The 18,593-nt window shown below is 71.3% G+C and carries 17 protein-coding genes; 4 read left to right on the top strand and 13 right to left on the bottom strand.

Translation table 11 applies throughout. From position 1 onward, the window contains the following. Nucleotides 1–608 precede the first annotated feature (608 nt). Nucleotides 609–1,217 (top strand): hypothetical protein, encoded by a 609-nt coding sequence (locus tag ID574_RS09060; protein WP_188188220.1) that lies wholly within the window; start codon nt 609–611, stop codon nt 1,215–1,217. 263 nt (nt 1,218–1,480) lie between these two features. Here the strand turns inward: ID574_RS09060 and ID574_RS09055 are convergent, their stop codons facing one another. Further along, nucleotides 1,481–2,086 carry an HAD family hydrolase gene (locus tag ID574_RS09055; RefSeq protein ID WP_188188219.1) on the bottom strand — a complete coding sequence of 202 codons (606 nt, stop codon included), beginning with the start codon at nt 2,084–2,086 and terminating at the stop codon, nt 1,481–1,483. A 32-nt stretch (nt 2,087–2,118) separates the two neighbouring features. Here ID574_RS09055 and ID574_RS09050 point away from each other — a divergent pair, with 32 nt between their 5' ends. Continuing rightward, nucleotides 2,119–3,645 carry a glycosyltransferase family 39 protein gene (locus tag ID574_RS09050; protein WP_223166492.1) on the top strand — a complete coding sequence of 509 codons (1,527 nt, stop codon included), beginning with the start codon at nt 2,119–2,121 and terminating at the stop codon, nt 3,643–3,645. 40 nt (nt 3,646–3,685) lie between these two features. Here the strand turns inward: ID574_RS09050 and tyrS are convergent, their stop codons facing one another. Beyond that, complete coding sequence (tyrS, locus tag ID574_RS09045) at nt 3,686–4,951, bottom strand: tyrosine--tRNA ligase (RefSeq protein ID WP_223166491.1); 1,266 nt, start codon at nt 4,949–4,951, stop codon at nt 3,686–3,688. Nucleotides 4,952–5,042: 91 nt separating this feature from the next. On the opposite strand from tyrS, the gene ID574_RS09040 reads away from it, so the two are divergent. Then, complete coding sequence (locus tag ID574_RS09040; RefSeq protein WP_188188217.1) at nt 5,043–5,444, top strand: PH domain-containing protein; 402 nt, start codon at nt 5,043–5,045, stop codon at nt 5,442–5,444. Here the strand turns inward: ID574_RS09040 and ID574_RS09035 are convergent. The 9 genes from ID574_RS09035 to argC all read right to left on the bottom strand — a co-directional run bounded on the left by ID574_RS09035 (nt 5,384) and on the right by argC (nt 14,644). After that, nucleotides 5,384–6,127, bottom strand: coding sequence for a DNA-3-methyladenine glycosylase (locus tag ID574_RS09035; protein WP_188188216.1), 744 nt, complete (start codon nt 6,125–6,127; stop codon nt 5,384–5,386). The genes ID574_RS09040 and ID574_RS09035 overlap by 61 nt on opposite strands. Next, nucleotides 6,109–7,530 carry an argininosuccinate lyase gene (gene argH, locus ID574_RS09030; RefSeq protein ID WP_188188215.1) on the bottom strand — a complete coding sequence of 474 codons (1,422 nt, stop codon included), beginning with the start codon at nt 7,528–7,530 and terminating at the stop codon, nt 6,109–6,111. The genes ID574_RS09035 and argH overlap by 19 nt, the downstream gene beginning before the upstream one ends. 35 nt (nt 7,531–7,565) lie before the next feature. Beyond that, complete coding sequence (locus ID574_RS09025) at nt 7,566–8,765, bottom strand: argininosuccinate synthase (protein WP_188188214.1); 1,200 nt, start codon at nt 8,763–8,765, stop codon at nt 7,566–7,568. A 24-nt stretch (nt 8,766–8,789) separates the two neighbouring features. Then, nucleotides 8,790–9,284: an arginine repressor gene (locus tag ID574_RS09020; RefSeq protein ID WP_188188380.1), complete on the bottom strand. Its 495-nt coding sequence runs from the start codon at nt 9,282–9,284 to the stop codon at nt 8,790–8,792. A gap of 8 nt (nt 9,285–9,292) precedes the next feature. Next, on the bottom strand, nt 9,293–10,306 hold the full coding sequence (argF, locus tag ID574_RS09015; RefSeq protein WP_188188213.1) for an ornithine carbamoyltransferase: 1,014 nt from the start codon (nt 10,304–10,306) through the stop codon (nt 9,293–9,295). Beyond that, nucleotides 10,303–11,469 (bottom strand): acetylornithine transaminase, encoded by a 1,167-nt coding sequence (locus ID574_RS09010; RefSeq protein ID WP_188188212.1) that lies wholly within the window; start codon nt 11,467–11,469, stop codon nt 10,303–10,305. Before ID574_RS09010 ends, argF begins: the two co-directional genes overlap by 4 nt. Beyond that, a complete protein-coding gene (argB, locus tag ID574_RS09005) occupies nt 11,469–12,341 on the bottom strand; it encodes an acetylglutamate kinase (RefSeq protein ID WP_188188211.1) in 873 nt (290 codons plus the stop codon). The genes ID574_RS09010 and argB overlap by 1 nt, the downstream gene beginning before the upstream one ends. After that, nucleotides 12,338–13,489, bottom strand: a complete 1,152-nt coding sequence (gene argJ, locus ID574_RS09000; protein WP_188188210.1) for a bifunctional glutamate N-acetyltransferase/amino-acid acetyltransferase ArgJ — start codon at nt 13,487–13,489, stop codon at nt 12,338–12,340. The genes argB and argJ overlap by 4 nt, the downstream gene beginning before the upstream one ends. A 132-nt stretch (nt 13,490–13,621) precedes the next feature. After that, nucleotides 13,622–14,644 (bottom strand): N-acetyl-gamma-glutamyl-phosphate reductase, encoded by a 1,023-nt coding sequence (gene argC, locus ID574_RS08995; RefSeq protein ID WP_188188209.1) that lies wholly within the window; start codon nt 14,642–14,644, stop codon nt 13,622–13,624. A 138-nt stretch (nt 14,645–14,782) separates the two neighbouring features. Here argC and ID574_RS08990 point away from each other — a divergent pair, with 138 nt between their 5' ends. Continuing rightward, complete coding sequence (locus ID574_RS08990; protein ID WP_223166490.1) at nt 14,783–15,319, top strand: hypothetical protein; 537 nt, start codon at nt 14,783–14,785, stop codon at nt 15,317–15,319. Nucleotides 15,320–15,386: 67 nt separating this feature from the next. Here the strand turns inward: ID574_RS08990 and ID574_RS08985 are convergent, their stop codons facing one another. After that, nucleotides 15,387–17,426, bottom strand: a complete 2,040-nt coding sequence (locus ID574_RS08985; protein ID WP_188188208.1) for a bifunctional aldolase/short-chain dehydrogenase — start codon at nt 17,424–17,426, stop codon at nt 15,387–15,389. A 5-nt stretch (nt 17,427–17,431) separates the two neighbouring features. After that, complete coding sequence (rhaI, locus tag ID574_RS08980) at nt 17,432–18,589, bottom strand: L-rhamnose isomerase (protein WP_188188207.1); 1,158 nt, start codon at nt 18,587–18,589, stop codon at nt 17,432–17,434. Nucleotides 18,590–18,593 lie beyond the last annotated feature (4 nt).

Raw genomic sequence — 18,593 nt, 5'->3', positions numbered from 1 at the left:
CTCCAAACAATGCCTGTTCGGACAGACTGTCCAAGCAAAACCGTCAATCCAATGACGGGGTGTTACATGTGTGATGCACATGCACTGGCTTTTAACACACTGTTGAGTTCTCAAGAAACGGACGCGTGCATCCTGGTGCAAAATCCTGGTGTGGATCTCGCCCTGGAGGCGCTACTCTCGTCCTGGTTACCCTATCAGATTGACCGATTCTTAGTCAAATCCAGGGATTTGGCATCAGCCGGTCAAACCTGCCTAGGATGGTGCACCCCGCTTCCGGGGCAACCCTCACAACTTACCGTTTCATCCGGGGCTTGTCGAATCAACCGATTTTCCGGTGAGTCGGCGTGCCCAGGAACGACTCGGACACAAGCACGCCGAAGCGGCTCTGCCGAGTGGCTCGTCATTTCAAGGGGCTTGCCCGGGGGCCCGTCCGCCTGATCGGTGTCCGGCTCACTCCCGGGGCGAAGTGAAAGATTAGGTCGCGATCCGCGACACGTCAAATCGCCAGGCCCCAGCCGGTCGAGGTTCCCGCTGCCGGGGACTCGATCAAGGGCCGCAGCGGCCGTACCGTTATGAAGCCGACATGTATCGCGTGGAGGTGAGGCGGCTTGGGTGCGGCGGTGCTCGGGGTCAAGGATCACTGCGGGTGGGCGGTGCTGGTGGCGGTGGGCGGCACACCTGAGACACCTCGGGTGCTGCTGCGCGAACGGGTGACGCTGCTCGCCGATCCCTCGCTGCCTGACCAGCCCTATCACGCCGCGGCCGGGCTCGAGCTCCCGGAGGCGGCTGAGCTGATCGCCGCCGTGGAGCGGGCCGAGCGTACGGCCGCCCGCGACGCGCTCGGCGCGGCGGCGCGGGAACTGGGCGGGGACGGGCATGAGGTGCTCGGCGTCGCGCTCGACCTGGGCGCGGTCGGCGCCGGCCGGATGGCGCTGCCCGACGACCTGGCCACGGTGCTGAGCAAGCACCACTTCCTGCACGGTGCCGAGGGGGAGCTTTACCACGACGCGCTGATGGACGGGGCTCGGAGCGCGGGGCTCGCGGTGAGCCGGTACGACTTCAAGCAGCTGCGCGACACCTCGGCACATGTGCTCGGCCCGGGTGCGACGGGCCGGGTCGACGGGTTGCGAGCGCAGGTCGGCACGCCCTGGACGCGCGACCACAAGGACGCCGCCCTGGCCGCCTTACTCACACTCGAAGCCGCCGCCCATCGCTGATCGTGAATCGAGCTCGATCGCCGAGCAGGCGGGGCCGTTCGGGCGGCGGAGCGGCCTCCGAACGGCGAGGGCGACACCGGCGGCGATGGCGGGGGCGCGATGGTGAGAACCCCCGTCGACATTGGTGTGCGGGCGGCCGGCTCGGGACGGGCACCGGGGCGGGACTTGCGACAGCGGGAGTGAAGGCCGCGGCGAGGATGTCGGCGGAGGCGCAGGCGCAGGCGCAGGCGGAGGCGCAGGCGGTGTGGCGGAAGCGCGGGAGGTCAGCGGCCGAGCTCCATCGTCTGTGCCAGGGCGCGTACCTGCTCCGGCGACGCGAACACCTCCGCCCGCATCCCCGCCTCTCTCGCCGCCACCACATTGACCTCGTTGTCGTCGAAGAACAGGATGTCCTGCGGCGCCGCCCCCACCGCCTCCGCGCAGATCTCGTACGCCCGCCGCTCCGGCTTGGCCACCCCGATCCGGCACGAGTACGTGAGCGCCGCGAACCGCCCCAGCCAGTCCCCGTGCCGCGACTCCCACATCGGCACCAGCTCCTCGATGATGTTCGACAGCAGCCCCAGCCGATGCCCCTGGTCCGCCAGTTCGTGCACGACCGCCACCATGTCCCCGTCCACGTGGCACCAACTTTCCAGATCGGCCGCGATGAGGGCGGGCACGTCGGCGAAGCGCGTCCCGAGCCGCTCCGCCACCGCGCCCCAGTACGCGACACTGTCCTGGCCCGCGTCGTAGGGCGGCCGGCACGCCCAGTACGCCTCCCAGAACCGCTCCTCCGGCACCCCCGCCAGCTCGACGATCTGCTGCCGAGCCGCGGCACTCTGGGTACGGGCGATCACGCCATAAAGGTCAAATACGATCACGTTGGCCATACGACCGACCCTACGGCGCGTATCCTGCCCCGGTGACCACTGCCGCCACTCTCGCACCCCCCGTCCGCCCCGCCGAACGCCGCCGCACCTCGACCCCGTGGTGGATGGCGCTGCTCGCCGGGGCAGCGGCGTTCTCGGGAACGGGCGCCGCCACCTTGAACGGCGACGAGCTGGCCACCGTCAGCGCCGCCCGGCGGTCCCTGGCCGGCATGTGGGAGCTGGCGCAGCACATCGACGGCCATTTCCTGCCGTACTACCTGTTCATGCATGTCTGGGTGAAGGCGGGCATGGCGGAGTTGTGGCTGCGGCTGCCGTCGGCGCTGGCGATCGGCGTGGCGGCCTGGCTGCTGGCCGACCTGGGGCGGCGCCTGCACTCCACCCGTGCGGGCGTCATCGCGGCCGGCGTCTTCGCGATCCTTCCATCGGTGTCCTATTTCGGAGCTTTCGCCAGGTCGTACGCCTTCGCCGCCGCCGCGGTCGTCCTGTCCTTCTGGGCTCTGCACCGTGCCGTCGAGCGTCCCGGCGCCGCCGGGCGGTGGGTGCTCTATGGGGTGGCGGTCGCGCTGGTGTGCTCCACGCACCTGTTCGCGGTGCTGGTCCTGCCCGCCCACCTGGCGCTGGCCCGCCGTGGGGCGCTGCCGCGCGTGTTCGCCGCGTTGGCCGTCGGGTGCGTCCCGGCCGCCGTGCTGGGCCTGATCGGGTACGGCGAGCGGCACGCGATCAGCTGGATCCCGCAGCGGGGTCCGGAGGTGTGGCTGAAGTTCCCGAAGATGGCGGCGGGCACGACCGCGTTCGGCGTGGTGTTGTTCACGCTGGCGCTGGCCGGCGCGGTCTTGCTCTGGAGGGTGGCCGGCGCGGCGGCGGCTCGGAGCGCGGCCGCTGAGGCGGCTGCGGTCCATGAGGCGACGGATCGAAGCGCCGTCCGTGAGGCGGCGGGGAGGCCCTGGGTGTTCGCGCTGCTGGGGTGGCTGGTGTTGCCGCCGCTGCTGCTGCTCGCGGTCTCCCACCTGGTGACGCCGGTCTACGTGGACCGCTACCTGTTCGTGACGGCCCCGGCGCTGGCGCTGCTGGCGGGCCTGGCCGTGGCGGCGCTCCCCCGGTTCCACGTGGTGGCGGGGACGGCGCTCGTGGTGCTCGGGTGCGTGTTGTCCTTCCCGGACCACGTGGACATCCGGGAGGAGAACGGCCGGTTCGAGAACATCCCGTGGGCCCTGCGTGTGATCAAGGCCGAGCCGGAGGACGCGATCGTCTACGGCCAGAGCCAGCTGCGCACGGGATTCGACTACTACGCGGACTCTCTCATGCCCGTCGACGTGCTGAGGTCCGGCGACGAGCCCTCCCCCGACGGCTTCGGCCACCCCGAGCGGTCCGATGTCTCGGCGGCGTTGGAGGGGCGCGAGCGGGTCTGGGTGGTCTGGCGCGGGAGCAAGAAGTCGGGCCTGGAGGGCGACGGGATCCCGAGGGTGGGGGAGGTGGAGCGGGCCGGGTTCGAACTGAGCCTGGCCAAGCACTCCGCCGACCTGCCGGGACTGACCGTGGCGTTGTTCACCCGCAAGTGACCGGGCCCCCTCCGCCGAGCGGAGGGGCCCTGGACGGACGTCAGCCGACCTCGACGCCGCCGATCGACTTCTTGCCGCGCCGCAGCACCATGAACCGGCCGCGCAGCAGGTCGTCGGCGGTCGGCACGTACGCCTCGTCGGTGATCTTGACGTTGTTGAGGTACGCCCCGCCCTCCTTGACGGCCCGCCGGGCCGCCGACTTGGACTCCACCAGGCCGCTGTCGGCCATCAGGTCGACGAACGGCGTCCCCAGGGCGGCGACTTTGGCCTTCGGCACCTCGGCCAGGGCGGCCTCCAGGGTCGCCTCCGACAGCTCCTCCAGCGAACCCTGCCCGAACAGGGCCTTGGACGCGGCGACCACGGCGGCCAGCTCGTCGGCGCCGTGCACCATCGTCGTCAGGTCCTCGGCCAGCGTGCGCTGCGCCTCGCGGGCGAACGGGCGGTCGGCGACGGCCTTCTCCAGCTCGTCGATCTCCTCGCGCGAGCGGAACGTGAACACCTTCAGGAAGCGGATCACGTCGCGGTCGTCGGCGTTGAGCCAGTACTGGTAGAACGCGTACGGCGAGGTCAGCGCGGGGTCGAGCCACACGGCGCCGCCCGCGGTCTTGCCGAACTTGGTGCCGTCGGCCTTCGTGATCAGCTTGCCGGTCAGGGCGTGGACGTGGGCGCCCTCGACGCGCCTGATCAGGTCGACGCCGGCGGTGATGTTGCCCCACTGGTCGCTGCCGCCCAGCTGGAGCGTGCAGCCGTGCCGCCGGTAGAGCTCCAGGTAGTCGTTGGCCTGCAGGATCTGGTAGCTGAACTCGGTGTAGCTGAGCCCCTCGCCGGCCAGGCGCGCGGAGACGGATTCGCGGGCCAGCATGCGGTTGACCGGGAAGTGCTTGCCCACGTCGCGCAGGAAGTCGATGGCCGACAGCTCGGCGGTCCAGTCGAGGTTGCTGACCAGCGTGGCGGCGTTCGGCCCCGACTCGAAGGACAGGAACTTCTCCACCTGGACCCGGATGCGCTGCACCCACTCGGCCACGACGTCGGCGGTGTTGAGCGCCCGCTCGGTGCTGCGGCCGCTGGGGTCGCCGATCAGGCCGGTCGCCCCGCCCACCAGGCCGATGGGTTTGTGCCCGGCGCGCTGGAAGCGGGTGAGGATCAGCAGCGTGGCGAGGTTGCCGACGTGGAGCGAGGGAGCGGTCGGGTCGAAACCGGCATAGACGGTGATCGGACCTTTCGACAGCGCCTCACGCAGGGCGTCGATGTCGGTGGTCTGCGCGAGGACGTCGCGCCATTCGAGCTCATCGAGAATGTCGGTCACGGTGCCGGCTTTCCAGTCAATGGGACATGTGGATGGATACAGGGTGCCTGATCGCGTCGGTGGCCCGCCACTTGGAATACGCTCAGTCTCCATGTGGAGGGTCCGTCGCGAGCTGGCCGTTTTCAAGATCTTAGGGGCTCTGGCGTGTGCCGGGCTCGCCGTCTACTGGTGGATCGACGGCGACGTCCGCGGCGTGATCCTGGCCGTTCCCGCGGCCGTGCTGATCGGCGCGATGGGGCTGCGTGACGTGCTGGTCCCGGTGCGGCTGGCGGCCGACGAGAGCGGGATCACGGTAGTGCACGGGTTCGCGGGCAGGCGGCACGTGCCCTGGGAGGCGATCTGGGACATCAAGGTGGACGTGCGCACGCGGTGGGGGCTCCGCACCGAGATGCTGGAGATCGACACCGGCGACCACCTGCACATCTTCAGTCCTCACGAACTGGGCGCCTCCCCCACGGAGGTGGCCGCGGCGCTGCGACGGCGCGGCACGTGAGCGCGGTACGGCGACACGGTCGGGTCGCCGTCGATCCAGAAGCGCCAGGGGGTCTCCCTGGCCGTCGAGACGCCGGTGCGCGGCCCTGACCTGATCAGGGCCGGATCGGCCGGCAGCCCTTCGAACACGGTGACGGCGTCACGCGGACGTCCGGTCAGCCGCCGTGTGCCGTCGTCGCCGATGACCGGGGCCGGCGGCGCGCCCTCCCAGATGGCGTCGAGGCCGTTGTGCTCACGGAGCAGGCCGAGGGCCACCGCGAGCCGGGCGGGGCCGCGGGCGAGATCGCGGTCCGCGATGAGCGGGCGCGCGCCCGCGCGGCCGCCGTTGCGTCGCCGGCGCGCCTCGTCGAGACCCGCCACAACCTCACCCGCCCGCAACAGCACGGCCGAGCCGTGGCCGTCGGGCAGGCAGACGAGGTTCGCGCAGAAGTGCATGCCGTAGGTGAAGTACACGTACAGGTGTCCCGGCGGGCCGAACATGACCGCGTTGCGGGGTGTCTTGCCGCGGTAGGTGTGGGCCGCCGGGTCCTCGCCCGGGCCGCCGTACGCCTCCACCTCGGTCAGGCGCACGGCCACGGGGCCGTGCACGAGCACGCGCCCGAGCAGGTCGGGCGCCACCTCGTGCGACGGCCGCTCGAAGAAGCTCCGCCGGAGCGGGGCGGAGCTCAGCTTCCCGCCGCCCATGCCGCCTGCGCGTCGACCGCCTCGCGGAGGGCGGTGAGCTGGTCGCGGACGCGGTCGGGCGCGGTGCCGCCGTATGCCTTGCGCGCGGCCAGCGCGCCGGGCACGTTGAGCACGTCGCGCACGTCGGGCGTCAGGTGCGGCGACACCTTCGCCAGCTCGTCGTCGGTGAGCCCGCCGAGGTCCTTGTCGTGGACCTGGCACCACACCACCAGGTGGCCGACCGCCTCGTGCGCCTCGCGGAACGGCACGCCACGCCGCACCAGCAGCTCGGCCAGGTCGGTCGCCAGCGCGAACCCGTCGGGGGCCGAGGACTCCAGCCGGGCGGTGTTGACCCGCATGGTGGCGACCAGGCCGGCCATCGCGGGCAGGACCAGCAGCAGCGTGTCGACCGCGTCGAACACCGGCTCCTTGTCCTCCTGCAGGTCGCGGTTGTAGGTCAGCGGCAGGCCCTTGAGGGTCGTCAGCAGCGACATCAGGTTGCCGATGAGCCGCCCCGACTTGCCGCGGGCCAGCTCGGCCACGTCCGGGTTCTTCTTCTGCGGCATGATCGACGAGCCGGTGGAGTAGGCGTCGTCCATCTCGATCCAGCGGAACTCCTGCGAGGCCCACAGGACGATCTCCTCGCCGAGCCGCGACAGGTGCACGCCGATCATGGCCGCGTCGAACAGGAACTCGGCCGCGAAGTCGCGGTCGGAGACGGCGTCCATCGAGTTGGGCGCGGCGGCCGAGAAGCCCAGCTCCTCCGCCACGGCCTGCGGGTCGAGCGGCAGCGACGAGCCCGCCAGGGCGCCGGAGCCGAGCGGGGACACCGCGGTGCGCTTGTCCCAGTCCATCAGCCGGTCGATGTCACGGGCGAACGCGTGCACGTGCGCCAGCAGCTGGTGGCCGAACGACACCGGCTGGGCGTGCTGCAGGTGCGTCATGCCGGGCGCGGCCGTCTCGGCGTGCTGCTCGGCCTGCGCCATGAGCGCGGTCTCCAGCTCGACCAGGCGCGAGACGACCGTGCGGGCGTGATCGCGCAGGTAGAGGCGCAGGTCGGTGGCGATCTGGTCGTTGCGCGAGCGTCCGGCGCGGAGCTTGCCGCCGAGCGAGCCGAGCCGCTCCAGCAGGCCGCGCTCCAGCGCGGTGTGCACGTCCTCGTCGGCGACCGTCGGCCGGAACTCGCCCGCCTTGCACGCCTGCTCCAGGTCATCGAGCGCGCCGATCATGCGCTCGAGCTCCTCGTCGCTCAGCAGCCCCGCCCTGTGCAGCACCCGCGCGTGCGCCCTGGACGCGGCCAGGTCGTACGGCACCAGCCGCCAGTCGAAGTGCACGCTCACCGACAGCCGGGCCAGCGCGTCGGACGGGCCGCTCTCGAAGCGTCCGCCCCACAGCCGCATCGGCTTGCCATCACTCACCGTCATCTCCTCCACGTTTCCCCCGGCGACCATAGTGCAAGTCAGCCCTTCTTCGCGTCACGGGCCGCCGCGATCTTGGCGGGAAGTGAGAAGAGCTGGACGAAGCCCTTGGCCAGGGACTGGTCGAAGGTGTCGCCGGTGTCGTACGTGGCCAGCGAGAAGTCGTACAGGGACTCCTCGGAGCGGCGGCCGGTGACGGTGGCCTTGCCTGCGTGCAGGGTCATGCGGATGTCACCGGAGACGTGCTTCTGGGCCTGCAGGATGAGCGCGTCGAGGGCGTCCTTGAGCGGCGAGAACCACAGCCCGTCGTAGACCAGCTCGCTCCACCGCTGGTCGACGCCGCGCTTGAAGCGGGCCAGGTCACGCTCGACGGTGACGTTCTCCAGCTCCATGTGCGCGGTGATGAGCGCGATCGCGCCCGGCGCCTCGTACACCTCGCGGGACTTGATGCCGACGAGCCGGTCCTCGACCATGTCGATCCGGCCGACGCCCTGGGCGCCGGCGCGCTTGTTGAGCTCGTCGATCACCTCGTAGGGGGTCAGCGAACGCCCGTCGATCTTGACCGGGACGCCGGCCTCGAAGGTGATGACGACCTCGTCGGCCCCGCGCGGCTGGGACGGGTCGGCGGTGTAGGAGTAGACCTCCTCGGTGGGGCCGTTCCAGATGTCCTCCAGGAAGCCGGTCTCGACGGCGCGGCCCCAGAGGTTCTGGTCGATGGAGAACGGGTTCTTCTTCGACGTCTCGATGGGCAGGCCCTTGGCCTCGGCGTACTCGATGGCCTTGTCACGGGTCCAGGCGAAGTCGCGGGCGGGCGCGACGACCTTGAGGTCGGGCGCGAGCGCGGCCAGGCCGGCCTCGAAGCGGACCTGGTCGTTCCCCTTGCCGGTGCAGCCGTGGGAGACCACCGTGCCGCCGAACTGCTTGGCCGCCGACACCAGGTGCTTGACGATGAGCGGGCGCGACAGCGACGACACCAGCGGGTAGCGGTCCATGTAGAGGGCGTTGGCCTGCAGCGCGGGCACGCAGAAGTCGGCGGCGAACTCCTCCTTGGCGTCCACCACGACGGACTCGACCGCGCCGCAGTCCATGGCGCGCTTCTGGACGACCTCCATGTCCTCGCCGCCCTGGCCGAGGTCCACGGCGACGCAGACCACCTCGGCGTTCATCTTCTCGGCGAGGTACGGGATCGCCACGGAGGTGTCCAGGCCCCCCGAGTACGCGAGGACCACTCTCTCGGTCATTGCACTTTCTCCAATGTCGAAGTCTCAGCTGCGCCGGTCGGCGACCTTCAGCAGCGCGTCGGCGACGGCCTGCCCGCCCGTGGGGTCGCGGCTGATGACGAGGATCGTGTCGTCGCCCGCCACCGTGCCGAGGATCGACTCCCAGTCGGCGTGGTCGATGGCCGAGGCCAGGAACTGGGCGGCGCCCGGCGGGGTTCTCACGATGACCAGGTTGGCCGACGCCTCGGCCCCGACCAGCAGCTCCTCGGCGATGCGGTGCAGCCGCGCGTCCGGGGACTCGCCGGTGCCCAGCCGGGTGAGCGGGATCCGGTCGCCGCCCTCGCCGGGCAGCGCGTACACCAGCGACCCGTCCTCGGCGCGCAGCTTCAGCGCGCCGAGCTCGTCGAGGTCGCGGGAGAGCGTGGCCTGGGTGACCTCGACGCCGCTCTCGGCGAGCAGCTTGGCCAGCTCCGGCTGGGAGCGCACGGCCTGCCTCCGCAGCAGGTCGGTGATCTTCGCCTGGCGGGCCGCCTTGGTCATCGGGATGGTCACAAGGCCTCCTCCGTCGGCCTTGCGACCAGGTCGCCGTGTCCGTTGGTGCCCTCGCTCCGCGAGTGCACGTGTGTCACCAGCCAGTGCAGGAGCGCCTTCTGGGCGTGCAGCCGGTTCTCCGCCTGGTCCCACACGACGCTGCGCGGCCCCTCCAGCACCTCGTCGGTGATCTCGTAGTCGCGGTAGGCCGGCAGGCAGTGCAGCACGATCGCGTCCGGCGCGGCGTGCTCCAGCAGCTCGGCGTTGACCTGGTACGGCATGAGCGCGGCCACCCGCTGCTCCTTGCCGTCCTGGCCCATGGACACCCACGTGTCGGTGGCGATCACGTGGGCGCCCTCGGCGGCCGCGGCAGGGTCGGACATCGTGACCACCGAGCCGCCGGTCTGCGCGGCGATGGTGGCGGCCTGGTTCAGGACGACCGGGTCGGGGTGGTAGCCGGCGGGGGCGGCGATGCGGACGTGCATGCCGGCCGTGGCGCCGCCGAGCAGGTAGGAGTGGGCCATGTTGTTGGCGCCGTCGCCGAGGAAGGTCAGCGTGAGCCCGGCCGTCCGGCCCAGGTGCTCCTGGACGGTCTGCAGGTCGGCCAGGATCTGGCAGGGGTGGAACTCGTCGGTGAGCGCGTTCACGACAGGCACGCGGGAGTGCGCGGCCATCTCCTCGATGAGCTCCTGGCCGGTGGTGCGCCAGACGATGGCGGCGACCTGGCGGTCGAGCACCCGCGCGATGTCCTTGGTGGGCTCGCCGCGGCCCATCAGCACCGAGACGTTGTCGACGACCAGCGGGAGGCCGCCCAGCTCGCCGATGCCGGTGTGGAAGGAGACGCGGGTGCGGGCCGACGGCTTGTCGAACAGCACCGCGACCGACTGCGGGCCCTCGAAGGGACGGTAGCCGAAGCGGTCCTTCTTCATCGCCGCGGCGAGGTCGAGAACCTCCGCCTGCTCGGCGGGCGACAGATCGTCGTCCCTGAGGAAGTGTCTGATTTGCGCCGAGTCCGCGCCTTGCCTGGTCACTTTGCCGCCTCCGCCAGAATCGCCGGGAACGCCGTCACGAAGGCGTCCACCTCGTCAGCCGTCACCACCAGGGGCGGCGCGATGCGCACCGCGTCCGGCTGGAGGGCGTTCACCAGGAAGCCCGCCGCCGCGGCGGCCTGCTGCACCTGGGCCGAGCGCTCCTCGTTCAGCACCGCCGCCAGCCACAGGCCCCGCCCCCGCACGCCCTTCAGCAGCGGATGATCGACGGCCTCCAGCCCGGCGCGCAGCCGTGCCGAGACCGACTTCACGTGCTCCAGGTCCACGTTGGCCAGCACCGCCAGGGCGGCGGCGCACGAGACCGGGTTGCCGCCGAACGTCGAGCCGTGGTCGCCCTTCTGGAACAGCTTCCCCACGTCCCCGAAGCCGATGCACGCGCCGATGGGAAGCCCGCCGCCCAGGCCCTTGGCCAGGGTCAGGATGTCGGGGGTGACGCCGTCGGCCTGGTGGGCGAACCAGTGCCCGGTGCGGCCGATCGCGGACTGGATCTCGTCGGCGACCAGCAGCGCGCCGGTCGAGTCGCAGATCTCGCGGGCGGCCTCGAAGTAGCCGTCCGGCGGCGGGACCACGCCCGCCTCGCCCTGGGTCGGCTCCAGGAAGACCGCGATGCAGTCGCCGGTCACGGCCTCCTTGAGCGCGTCCGCGTCGCCGTACGGGACGAAGCGCACGGCGACCGGGAACGGGCCGAACTGGTCGCGGATCGACTGCTTGCCGGTCAGCGACAGGGCGCCGATGGTGCGGCCGTGGAAGCCGTTCTCGGCGGCGACGAAGTAGGAGCGGCCCTCGCGGCGGCCGTACTTGAGCGCCAGCTTGTACGCCGCCTCGTTGGCCTCGGTGCCGGAGTTGGCGAAGAAGACCCGGGCGGGGGCGTTGAGCAGCTCGATGAGCTTCTCGGCGAGCAGCACCTCAGGCTCGTGCAGGAACAGGTTGCTGGTGTGCGCGATGGTGGCGACCTGCCGCGAGACGGCCTCGACCAGGGCGGGGTGGGCGTGGCCGAGCGAGCTGGTGGCGATGCCGCCGATGAAGTCGAGGTATTCCTTGCCGTCCACGTCCCACACGCGGCTGCCCTCGCCGCGCGCCAGGGCGACCGGGGGGACGCCGTAGTTGGGCATGAAGGCCTTCTCGAACCTCTCGAAGAGCGTCATCAGGGCATCACCATCGTTCCGATTCCTTCATTGGTGAACAGCTCCAGCAGGAGGGAGTGCGGGACGCGTCCGTCGAGCACGTGGGCCTGGGGCACCCCGCCCTGCACCGCCGTCAGGCACGCCTCCATCTTGGGGACCATGCCGCTGGACAGCGTGGGCATCAGCGTCTCCAGCTCGTCGGCGGTGAGCTCGTCGATCACGTCGGTGTCGTCGGGCCAGTTGGCGTACAGGCCCTCGACGTCGGTGAGGACGATCAGCTTCTGCGCCTGGAGCGCCACGGCCAGCGCGGCGGCCGCGGTGTCGGCATTTACATTGTAGATTTCACCGTCGTCTCCCCTGGCGACGCTGGAGACCACGGGGATGCGGCCGTCGTCGATCAGGGCCTTCACGGCGCCGGCGTCGACCTTGATGATCTCGCCGACCTGGCCGATGTCCACCGGCTCGCCGTCCACGACGGCGTGCTTGCGCACCGCGGTGAACAGGTGGGCGTCCTCGCCGGACATGCCGACCGCGAACGGGCCGTGCCGGTTGACCAGGCCGACGATGTCGCGGTTGACCTGGCCGACCAGGACCATCCTGACGACCTGCATGGCCTCGGGCGTGGTGACCCGCAGGCCGGCGGTGAAGGTGGACTCGATGCCGTGCAGTTCCAGCGCGCGGCTGATCTGCGGCCCGCCGCCGTGCACGACCACCGGGCGCAGGCCGGCGTGGTGCAGGAAGACGACGTCCTCGGCGAAGCCCTCCTTGAGCGCCTCGTCGGTCATGGCGTTGCCGCCGTACTTGATGACGACGGTCGCGCCGTGGAAGCGGGTCAGCCAGGGCAGCGCCTCGATCAGGGCCGCGGCCTTGGTCTGCGCGGTGGTGAGCCTCATGTGCTGTACGCCGAGTTCTCGTGGACGTAGTCGGCCGTCAGGTCCGTGGTGTGGACGGTCGCGGTGTGCGGCCCCGCCGACAGGTCGACGGTGATCGTCACGTCCCTGGGGCGCATGTCGACCTTGGAGCGGTCGTCGCCGACCGCGCCGCCGCGGCAGATCCAGATGCCGTTGATCGCCACGTTGAGCCGGTCGGGCTCGAAGACGGCGTCGGTGGTGCCGACCGCGGCCAGGACGCGGCCCCAGTTGGGGTCCTCGCCGTGGATCGCGCACTTGAGCAGGTTGGACCGGGCGACCGAGCGGCCGACCTTGACCGCGTCGTCCTCGGACGCGGCGCCGACGACCTCGATGGCGATGGCCTTGGTGGCGCCCTCGGCGTCCACCAGGAGCTGCCTGGCCAGGTCGGCGCAGACCTCGATGACCTTCCGCTCGAACTCCGCCGGGTCCGGCTTGACCCCGGAGGCCCCGCTGGCCAGCAGAAGCACGGTGTCGTTGGTGGACATGCAGCCGTCGGTGTCGAGCCGGTCGAACGTCCTGGCCGTCGCCTTGCGGAGGACCGCGTCGAGCTCCTCGCTGCTCACGTCGGCGTCCGTGGTGATCACGCAGAGCATGGTGGCCAGGGCCGGGGCGAGCATGCCGGCGCCCTTGGCCATCCCGCCCACCATGTAGCCGTCGCCGCGCCGGAAGGAGATCTTGGAGACGGTGTCGGTGGTGCGGATGGCGTCGGCCGCGGCCAGGCCGCCGTCGCGGGAGAGCTGGCCGGCGGCGGTCTCGACGCCGGACAGCAGCTCGTCCATCGGCAGCCGCTCGCCGATCAGGCCGGTCGAGCAGACCGCGACCTCGCCCGCCGAGTCCTCGAGGACGTCGGCGACCTTCTCGGCGGTGGCGTGGGTGTCCTGGAAACCCTCGGGGCCGGTGCAGGCGTTGGCGCCGCCGGAGTTGAGCACCACGGCTCGCAGCCGGCCGCCCGCCAGGACCTGCTGCGACCACAGCACCGGGGCGGCCTTGACGCGGTTGGCGGTGAAGACGCCGGCGGCGGCGCGGCTGGGCCCGTCGTTGACGACGAGGGCCAGGTCGCGGGCGCCGCCGGATTTGATCCCGGCGGCGACGCCCGCGGCTCTGAAACCAAGTGGCGCTGTCACGCTCACGCGACCTCCTTCGTCGGTCGCGTGAGCAAGCTGCTGTATCTGATTGTTCGCTCGCTACGCTCGCTCACGCGGCCTCCTTCGTGGACTCCCAGAGCGTGGGGTTCACGTCGTGGGGTGGATGGGGTGTCGATGTCACGGGGCGACTCCCGTCAGCGGGAGGCCGAGCTCTTCGGGCAGGCCGAGGGCGAGGTTGACGCTCTGGATCGCGCCTCCGGCCGTGCCCTTGGTGAGGTTGTCGATGGCGATGACGGCGACCACGCGGCCGGCGCGCTCGTCGAGCGTCACCTGCAGGGCGGCGGTGTTGGCGCCGTAGGTCATGGCGGTGGCCGGCCAGACCCCCTCGGGGAGGAGGGTGACGAACGGCTCGTCCTTCAGCGCGACCTCGTACGCCGCCCGGAGCGACTCCTTGGTGACGCCGGGCGCGGCCGGGGCGGTGCAGGTGGCGAGGATGCCGCGGCTCATGGGGGCCAGCGTCGGCGTGAACGACACGCGCACCGGGGCGCCCGCGACGGCCGACAGGCCCTGCTCCATCTCGGGGGTGTGCCGGTGGACGCCGCCCACGCCGTACGCGCTGACCGAGCCCATGACCTCGCTGCCGAGCAGGTTGGGCTTGAGCGCCCTGCCGGCGCCGCTGGTGCCGCTGGCGGCCACCACGACCACGTCGGGGCCGGCCAGGCCCGCGGCGAAGGCGGGCGTCAGGGCCAGCAGGACGGAGGTCGGGTAGCAGCCGGGGACCGCGATGCGGGTGGCCGTCTTGAGCACCTCGCGCTGGCCGGGCAGCTCGGGCAGCCCGTACGGCCAGGTGCCGGCGTGCTCGCCGCCGTAGAACTCCTGCCAGGCGGCCGGGTCGGCGAGCCGGTGGTCGGCGCCGCAGTCGACCACCACGGTCTCCTCGCCGAGCTGGGCGGCGACGGCGGCCGAGTGGCCGTGCGGCAGGGCCAGGAAGACGACGTCGTGGCCGGCGAGCGCGTCGGCCGTGGTGTCCTCGATGATCCGGTCGGCCAGCTGCGGCAGGTGGGGCTGGTGGGCGCCGAGGCGGCTGCCCGCGCTCGAGGCCGCGGTGAGCGTGCCGATCTCGAACTCGGGGTGGCCGAGCAGGAGTCGCAGGAGCTCCCCGCCCGCGTAGCCGCTGGCTCCGGCGATCGCTGCCCTCATCTGGCCCTCCTGCATATTCATGCATCATCTCTCATGACCTTGCTTGTGAAGATGATGCACTCCATAGGATAGATATGCAAGCCGGGTGTTCCAGTGACCTCCAGGTGAACCCCAAGCGGCGTACACCAAGATGGACATATGAGCGATTTCTTGCCCGATGTGCAGTTCGTCACACCTGTAGGGAGGGGCCCGGGGCGCATGGGGCGCGTCGTGCTCGTGGTGCTCTGGCTGGGCGTGTGCGTGCTGCCGATGGTGTTCGCGGTCGAGGACCTCGATCTCGCGACCGGGCGGATCGGGACGCCGGGGACGTTGCGGGTGGTCTCGTGCGAGTCGCTGGGGCAGGGTCGCTACGACTGCGACGGGGTCTTCACGCCGGACTCCGGCGGCGCTCCCGTGACGGTGGACGCCTCGCCGGACTCCGAGGCGGGGGACGTGACGCGGGCGCAGCTCACGCCGGAGGGCGATCGCGCGGCCCCGGCGGGGACCAGGGGCGTTCTGGCCGCGCTGGCGCTGCCGGCGCTGGGCGTCGGCGGGCTGGGGTTCCTGCCCTACGTGATCATGTATTGGGCGGGCGCGTCGCGCAGGGCCCGACGGGCCGCCGTGATCGGAGGTGCCCTGGTCACGACGGCCGGCTTCATGGGAATGCTGGTCGGGATGGTGGCGGCCTACTCATAGCTCCGTTCTCCGCACGTGCCGCTCCGGCGACGGCGGGTCACGGAGCAGCGGTCGTGCGGAGAACGGCCTAGCGGAGGAAGGCCGCGGCCACGCCCGCGTCCACCGGGACGTGCAGGCCGGTGGTGTGGGTGAGGTCGTCACCGGTCAGGGCGAAGACCGCGGCGGCCACGTGCTCGGGCAGCACCTCGCGCTTGAGCAGGGTGCGCTGCGCGTAGAACTCGCCGAGCCTCTCCTCCTCGACCCCGTAGACCGCGGCGCGGTTGGCGCCCCAGCCGGAGGCGAAGATGCCGGAGCCTCGTACCACGCCGTCGGGGTTGATGCCGTTGACGCGGATGCCGTGGGCGCCCAGCTCGGCCGCCAGCAGGCGGACCTGGTGGGCCTGGTCGGCCTTGGCCGCGCCGTAGGCGACGTTGTTCGGGCCGGCGAAGACGGCGTTCTTGGAGGAGATGTAGACGATGTCGCCGCCCATGTTCTGGTCGATCATCACGCGGGCGGTCTCCCGCGAGACCAGGAACGAGCCGCGCGCCATGACGTCGTGCTGGAGATCCCAGTCGGCGAGGGTGGTCTCCAGCAGCGCCCGCGACAGCGACAGGCCGGCGTTGTTGACGACCAGGTCCACGCCGCCGAAGGCCAGCACGGCGGCCCGTACGGCGGCGGCGACCTGCTCCTCCGAGGTGACGTCCACGCCGACGGCCACGGCCGCGTCGGAGACGCGGTAGGCGTTCGCGCCGATCTCGGCCGCGACCTTCTCGGCCGCGCCGAGGTCGCGGTCGGCGATCACCACGCAGGCGCCCTCGGCGGCCAGGCGGCGGGCGGTGGCCGCCCCGATGCCCGAGCCGCCGCCGGTGATCAGCGCGACGCGCGTGGCCAGCGGCTTGGGCTTGGGCATGCGGCGGAGCTTGGCCTCCTCCAGCTCCCAGTACTCGATGCGGAACTTCTCCGACTCGGGGATGGGCGCGTACGTGGAGACGGACTCGGCGCCGCGCATCACGTTGATGGCGTTGACGTAGAACTCGCCGGCCACGCGCGCGGTCTGCTTGTCCTTGCCGAAGGAGAACATGCCGACACCCGGCACCAGCACGATCGCCGGGTCCGCGCCGCGCATCGGCGGCGAGTCGGGGGTGGCGTGCCGGTTGTAGTAGGCGGTGTACTCCTCGCGGTAGGCGGCGTGCAGCTCGCGCAGCCGCTCGACCGCCTGCTCCAGCGGCGCGTCCGGCGGCAGGTCCAGCACCAGCGGCGCCACCTTGGTCCGCAGGAAGTGGTCGGGGCAGGACGTGCCCAGCGTGGCCAGCCTCGGGTGCTCGGAGCGGGAGACGAAGTCCAGCACCTCGGGGGTGTCGGTGTAGTGGCCGACCGTGCGCACGTCGGTGGAGGCCAGCCCGCGGATGACGGGGAACAGCGCGGCCGCGCGCTCGTGGCGCTCGGCCTCGGGCGGCGTCTGGTAGATCACCGAGCCGAACGGGTCAGGGCGGCCATGCTCGGCCAGGTACGCCTCCGCGGTGCGGATGATCTCCAGTGAGCGGGACTCGCACTCCTCGGACGTGGCGCCCCAGGCGGTGATGCCGTGGCCGCCGAGGATGCAGCCGATCGCCTGCGGGTTGGCGTCCTTGATCGCGGCGATGTCGAGGCCGAGCTGGAATCCGGGGCGCCGCCACGGCACCCACACCACCCGGTCGCCGAAGACGCGCCGGGTCAGCTCCTCGCCGTCGGCGGCGGTGGCGATCGCGATGCCCGCGTCGGGGTGCAGGTGGTCGACGTGGCCCGCCTCGACGAGGCCGTGCATGGCCGTGTCGATCGACGGCGCGGCCCCGCCCTTGCCGTGCAGGCAGTAGTCGAACGCGGCGACCATCTCGTCCTCGCGCTCGACGCCCGGGTAGACGCCCTTGAGCGCCCGCAGCCGGTCCAGGCGGAGCACGGCCAGCCCGGACTCCTTCAGCGTGCCCAGGTCGCCACCGGAGCCCTTGACCCAGAGCAGCTCGACGTCCTCGCCGGTCACCGGGTCGGGCGCGGTGCCCTTGGCGGAGGTGTTGCCGCCGGCGAAGTTGGTGTTGCGCGGGTCGGCTCCCAGGCGGTGCGAGCGTTCCAGCAGTTGGTTGATGACATCCATGGTTTTCAGGCCCCCCAGCCGGCCTGCTGGCCGCCGACGCGCTCGGCGGCGATCTTCTCGAAATATCCGGACTTGGCGTAGGCGGTCATCGGGTCGGGCGCCAGGCCCATCTCCTCCCGCAGCTCGGCGAGCAGCGGCCGCACGTCGGTGTTGTAGGCGTCCATGAAGACGGCGTTCGCCCCGAGCACGTCGCCCTCGGCCTGCGCTGCCGCCAGCGCCTCACGGTCGACCAGGAGGGCCTTGGCGGTGGCCTCCTGGACGTTCATGACCGAGCGGATCTGGCCCGGGATCTTGGGCTCGATGTTGTGGCACTGGTCGAGCATGAAGGCCACATTCGCCGCGGGGTCGAACCCGCCGCCGCGTACCACCTCGAACATGATCCGGAACAGCTGGAACGGGTCCGCCGCCCCCACCATGAGATCGTCGTCGGCGTAGAAGCGCGAGTTGAAGTCGAACCCGCCGAGCTTGCCCTCACGCAGCAGGAACGCCACGATGAACTCGATGTTGGTGCCCGGCGCGTGGTGGCCGGTGTCCACGACGACCTGCGCCTTGGGGCCGAGCTTGACGCAGTGGGCGTACGCGGTGCCCCAGTCGGGCACGTCGGTGGCGTAGAAGGCGGGCTCGAACAGCTTGTACTCCAGCAGGAACCGCTGCCCCTCGCCGAGGCGCTCGTACACCTCGGCCAGCGACTCGGCCAGCCGGTCCTGGCGGGCCCTGATGTCGTCCTGGCCCGGGTAGTTGATGCCGTCGGAGAACCACAGCTTCAGCGTGTCGGAGCCGGTGGCGTCCATGATGTCCACGCACTCGAGCAGGTGGTCGGCGGCCTTGCGGCGCACCCGCGCGGACGGGTTGGTGACGCTGCCCAGCTTGTAGTCGTCGTCCTGGAAGACGTTGGAGTTGATCGCCCCGATGCCGACGCCCAGGTCGCGGGCGTGCCGGGCCAGGTCGGCGTAGTCGTCCACCTTGTCCCACGGGATGTGCAGGGCGACCGTGGGCGCCACGCCCGTGTAGGCGTGCACCTGGGCGGCGTCGGCGAGCTTCTCGTACGGGTCGCGCGGCACGCCCTGCTGGGCGAACACCTTGAACCGGGTGCCGCTGTTGCCGTAGGCCCAGGACGGCGTCTCGATGTGCTGTGCGCGTAGCGCGGCCTTGATATCAGTCATGACT

This window comes from Nonomuraea sp. SYSU D8015, assembly GCF_008065375.1.
In the GTDB taxonomy this organism is placed as follows: Bacteria; Actinomycetota; Actinomycetes; order Streptosporangiales; family Streptosporangiaceae; genus Nonomuraea.
The sequence above is the reverse complement of the archived record's forward strand: the minus strand, read 5'-3'. Positions and strand labels throughout refer to the sequence as shown.

What these genes read in the sequence shown, in the direction of transcription:
- ID574_RS09040 (WP_188188217.1), top strand. Translation starts at nt 5,043, where the DNA reads ATGTGGAGGGTCCGTCGCGAGCTGGCCGTTTTCAAGATCTTAGGGGCT.
- ID574_RS08990 (WP_223166490.1), top strand. Translation starts at nt 14,783, where the DNA reads ATGAGCGATTTCTTGCCCGATGTGCAGTTCGTCACACCTGTAGGGAGG.
- ID574_RS08985 (WP_188188208.1), bottom strand. Translation starts at nt 17,426, where the DNA reads ATGGATGTCATCAACCAACTGCTGGAACGCTCGCACCGCCTGGGAGCC.
- ID574_RS09055 (WP_188188219.1), bottom strand. Translation starts at nt 2,086, where the DNA reads ATGGCCAACGTGATCGTATTTGACCTTTATGGCGTGATCGCCCGTACC.
- argB (WP_188188211.1), bottom strand. Translation starts at nt 12,341, where the DNA reads ATGAGGCTCACCACCGCGCAGACCAAGGCCGCGGCCCTGATCGAGGCG.
- ID574_RS09010 (WP_188188212.1), bottom strand. Translation starts at nt 11,469, where the DNA reads ATGACGCTCTTCGAGAGGTTCGAGAAGGCCTTCATGCCCAACTACGGC.
- ID574_RS09035 (WP_188188216.1), bottom strand. Translation starts at nt 6,127, where the DNA reads ATGGGCGGCGGGAAGCTGAGCTCCGCCCCGCTCCGGCGGAGCTTCTTC.
- ID574_RS09025 (WP_188188214.1), bottom strand. Translation starts at nt 8,765, where the DNA reads ATGACCGAGAGAGTGGTCCTCGCGTACTCGGGGGGCCTGGACACCTCC.
- ID574_RS09020 (WP_188188380.1), bottom strand. Translation starts at nt 9,284, where the DNA reads ATGACCAAGGCGGCCCGCCAGGCGAAGATCACCGACCTGCTGCGGAGG.
- argC (WP_188188209.1), bottom strand. Translation starts at nt 14,644, where the DNA reads ATGAGGGCAGCGATCGCCGGAGCCAGCGGCTACGCGGGCGGGGAGCTC.
- argH (WP_188188215.1), bottom strand. Translation starts at nt 7,530, where the DNA reads ATGACGGTGAGTGATGGCAAGCCGATGCGGCTGTGGGGCGGACGCTTC.
- rhaI (WP_188188207.1), bottom strand. Translation starts at nt 18,589, where the DNA reads ATGACTGATATCAAGGCCGCGCTACGCGCACAGCACATCGAGACGCCG.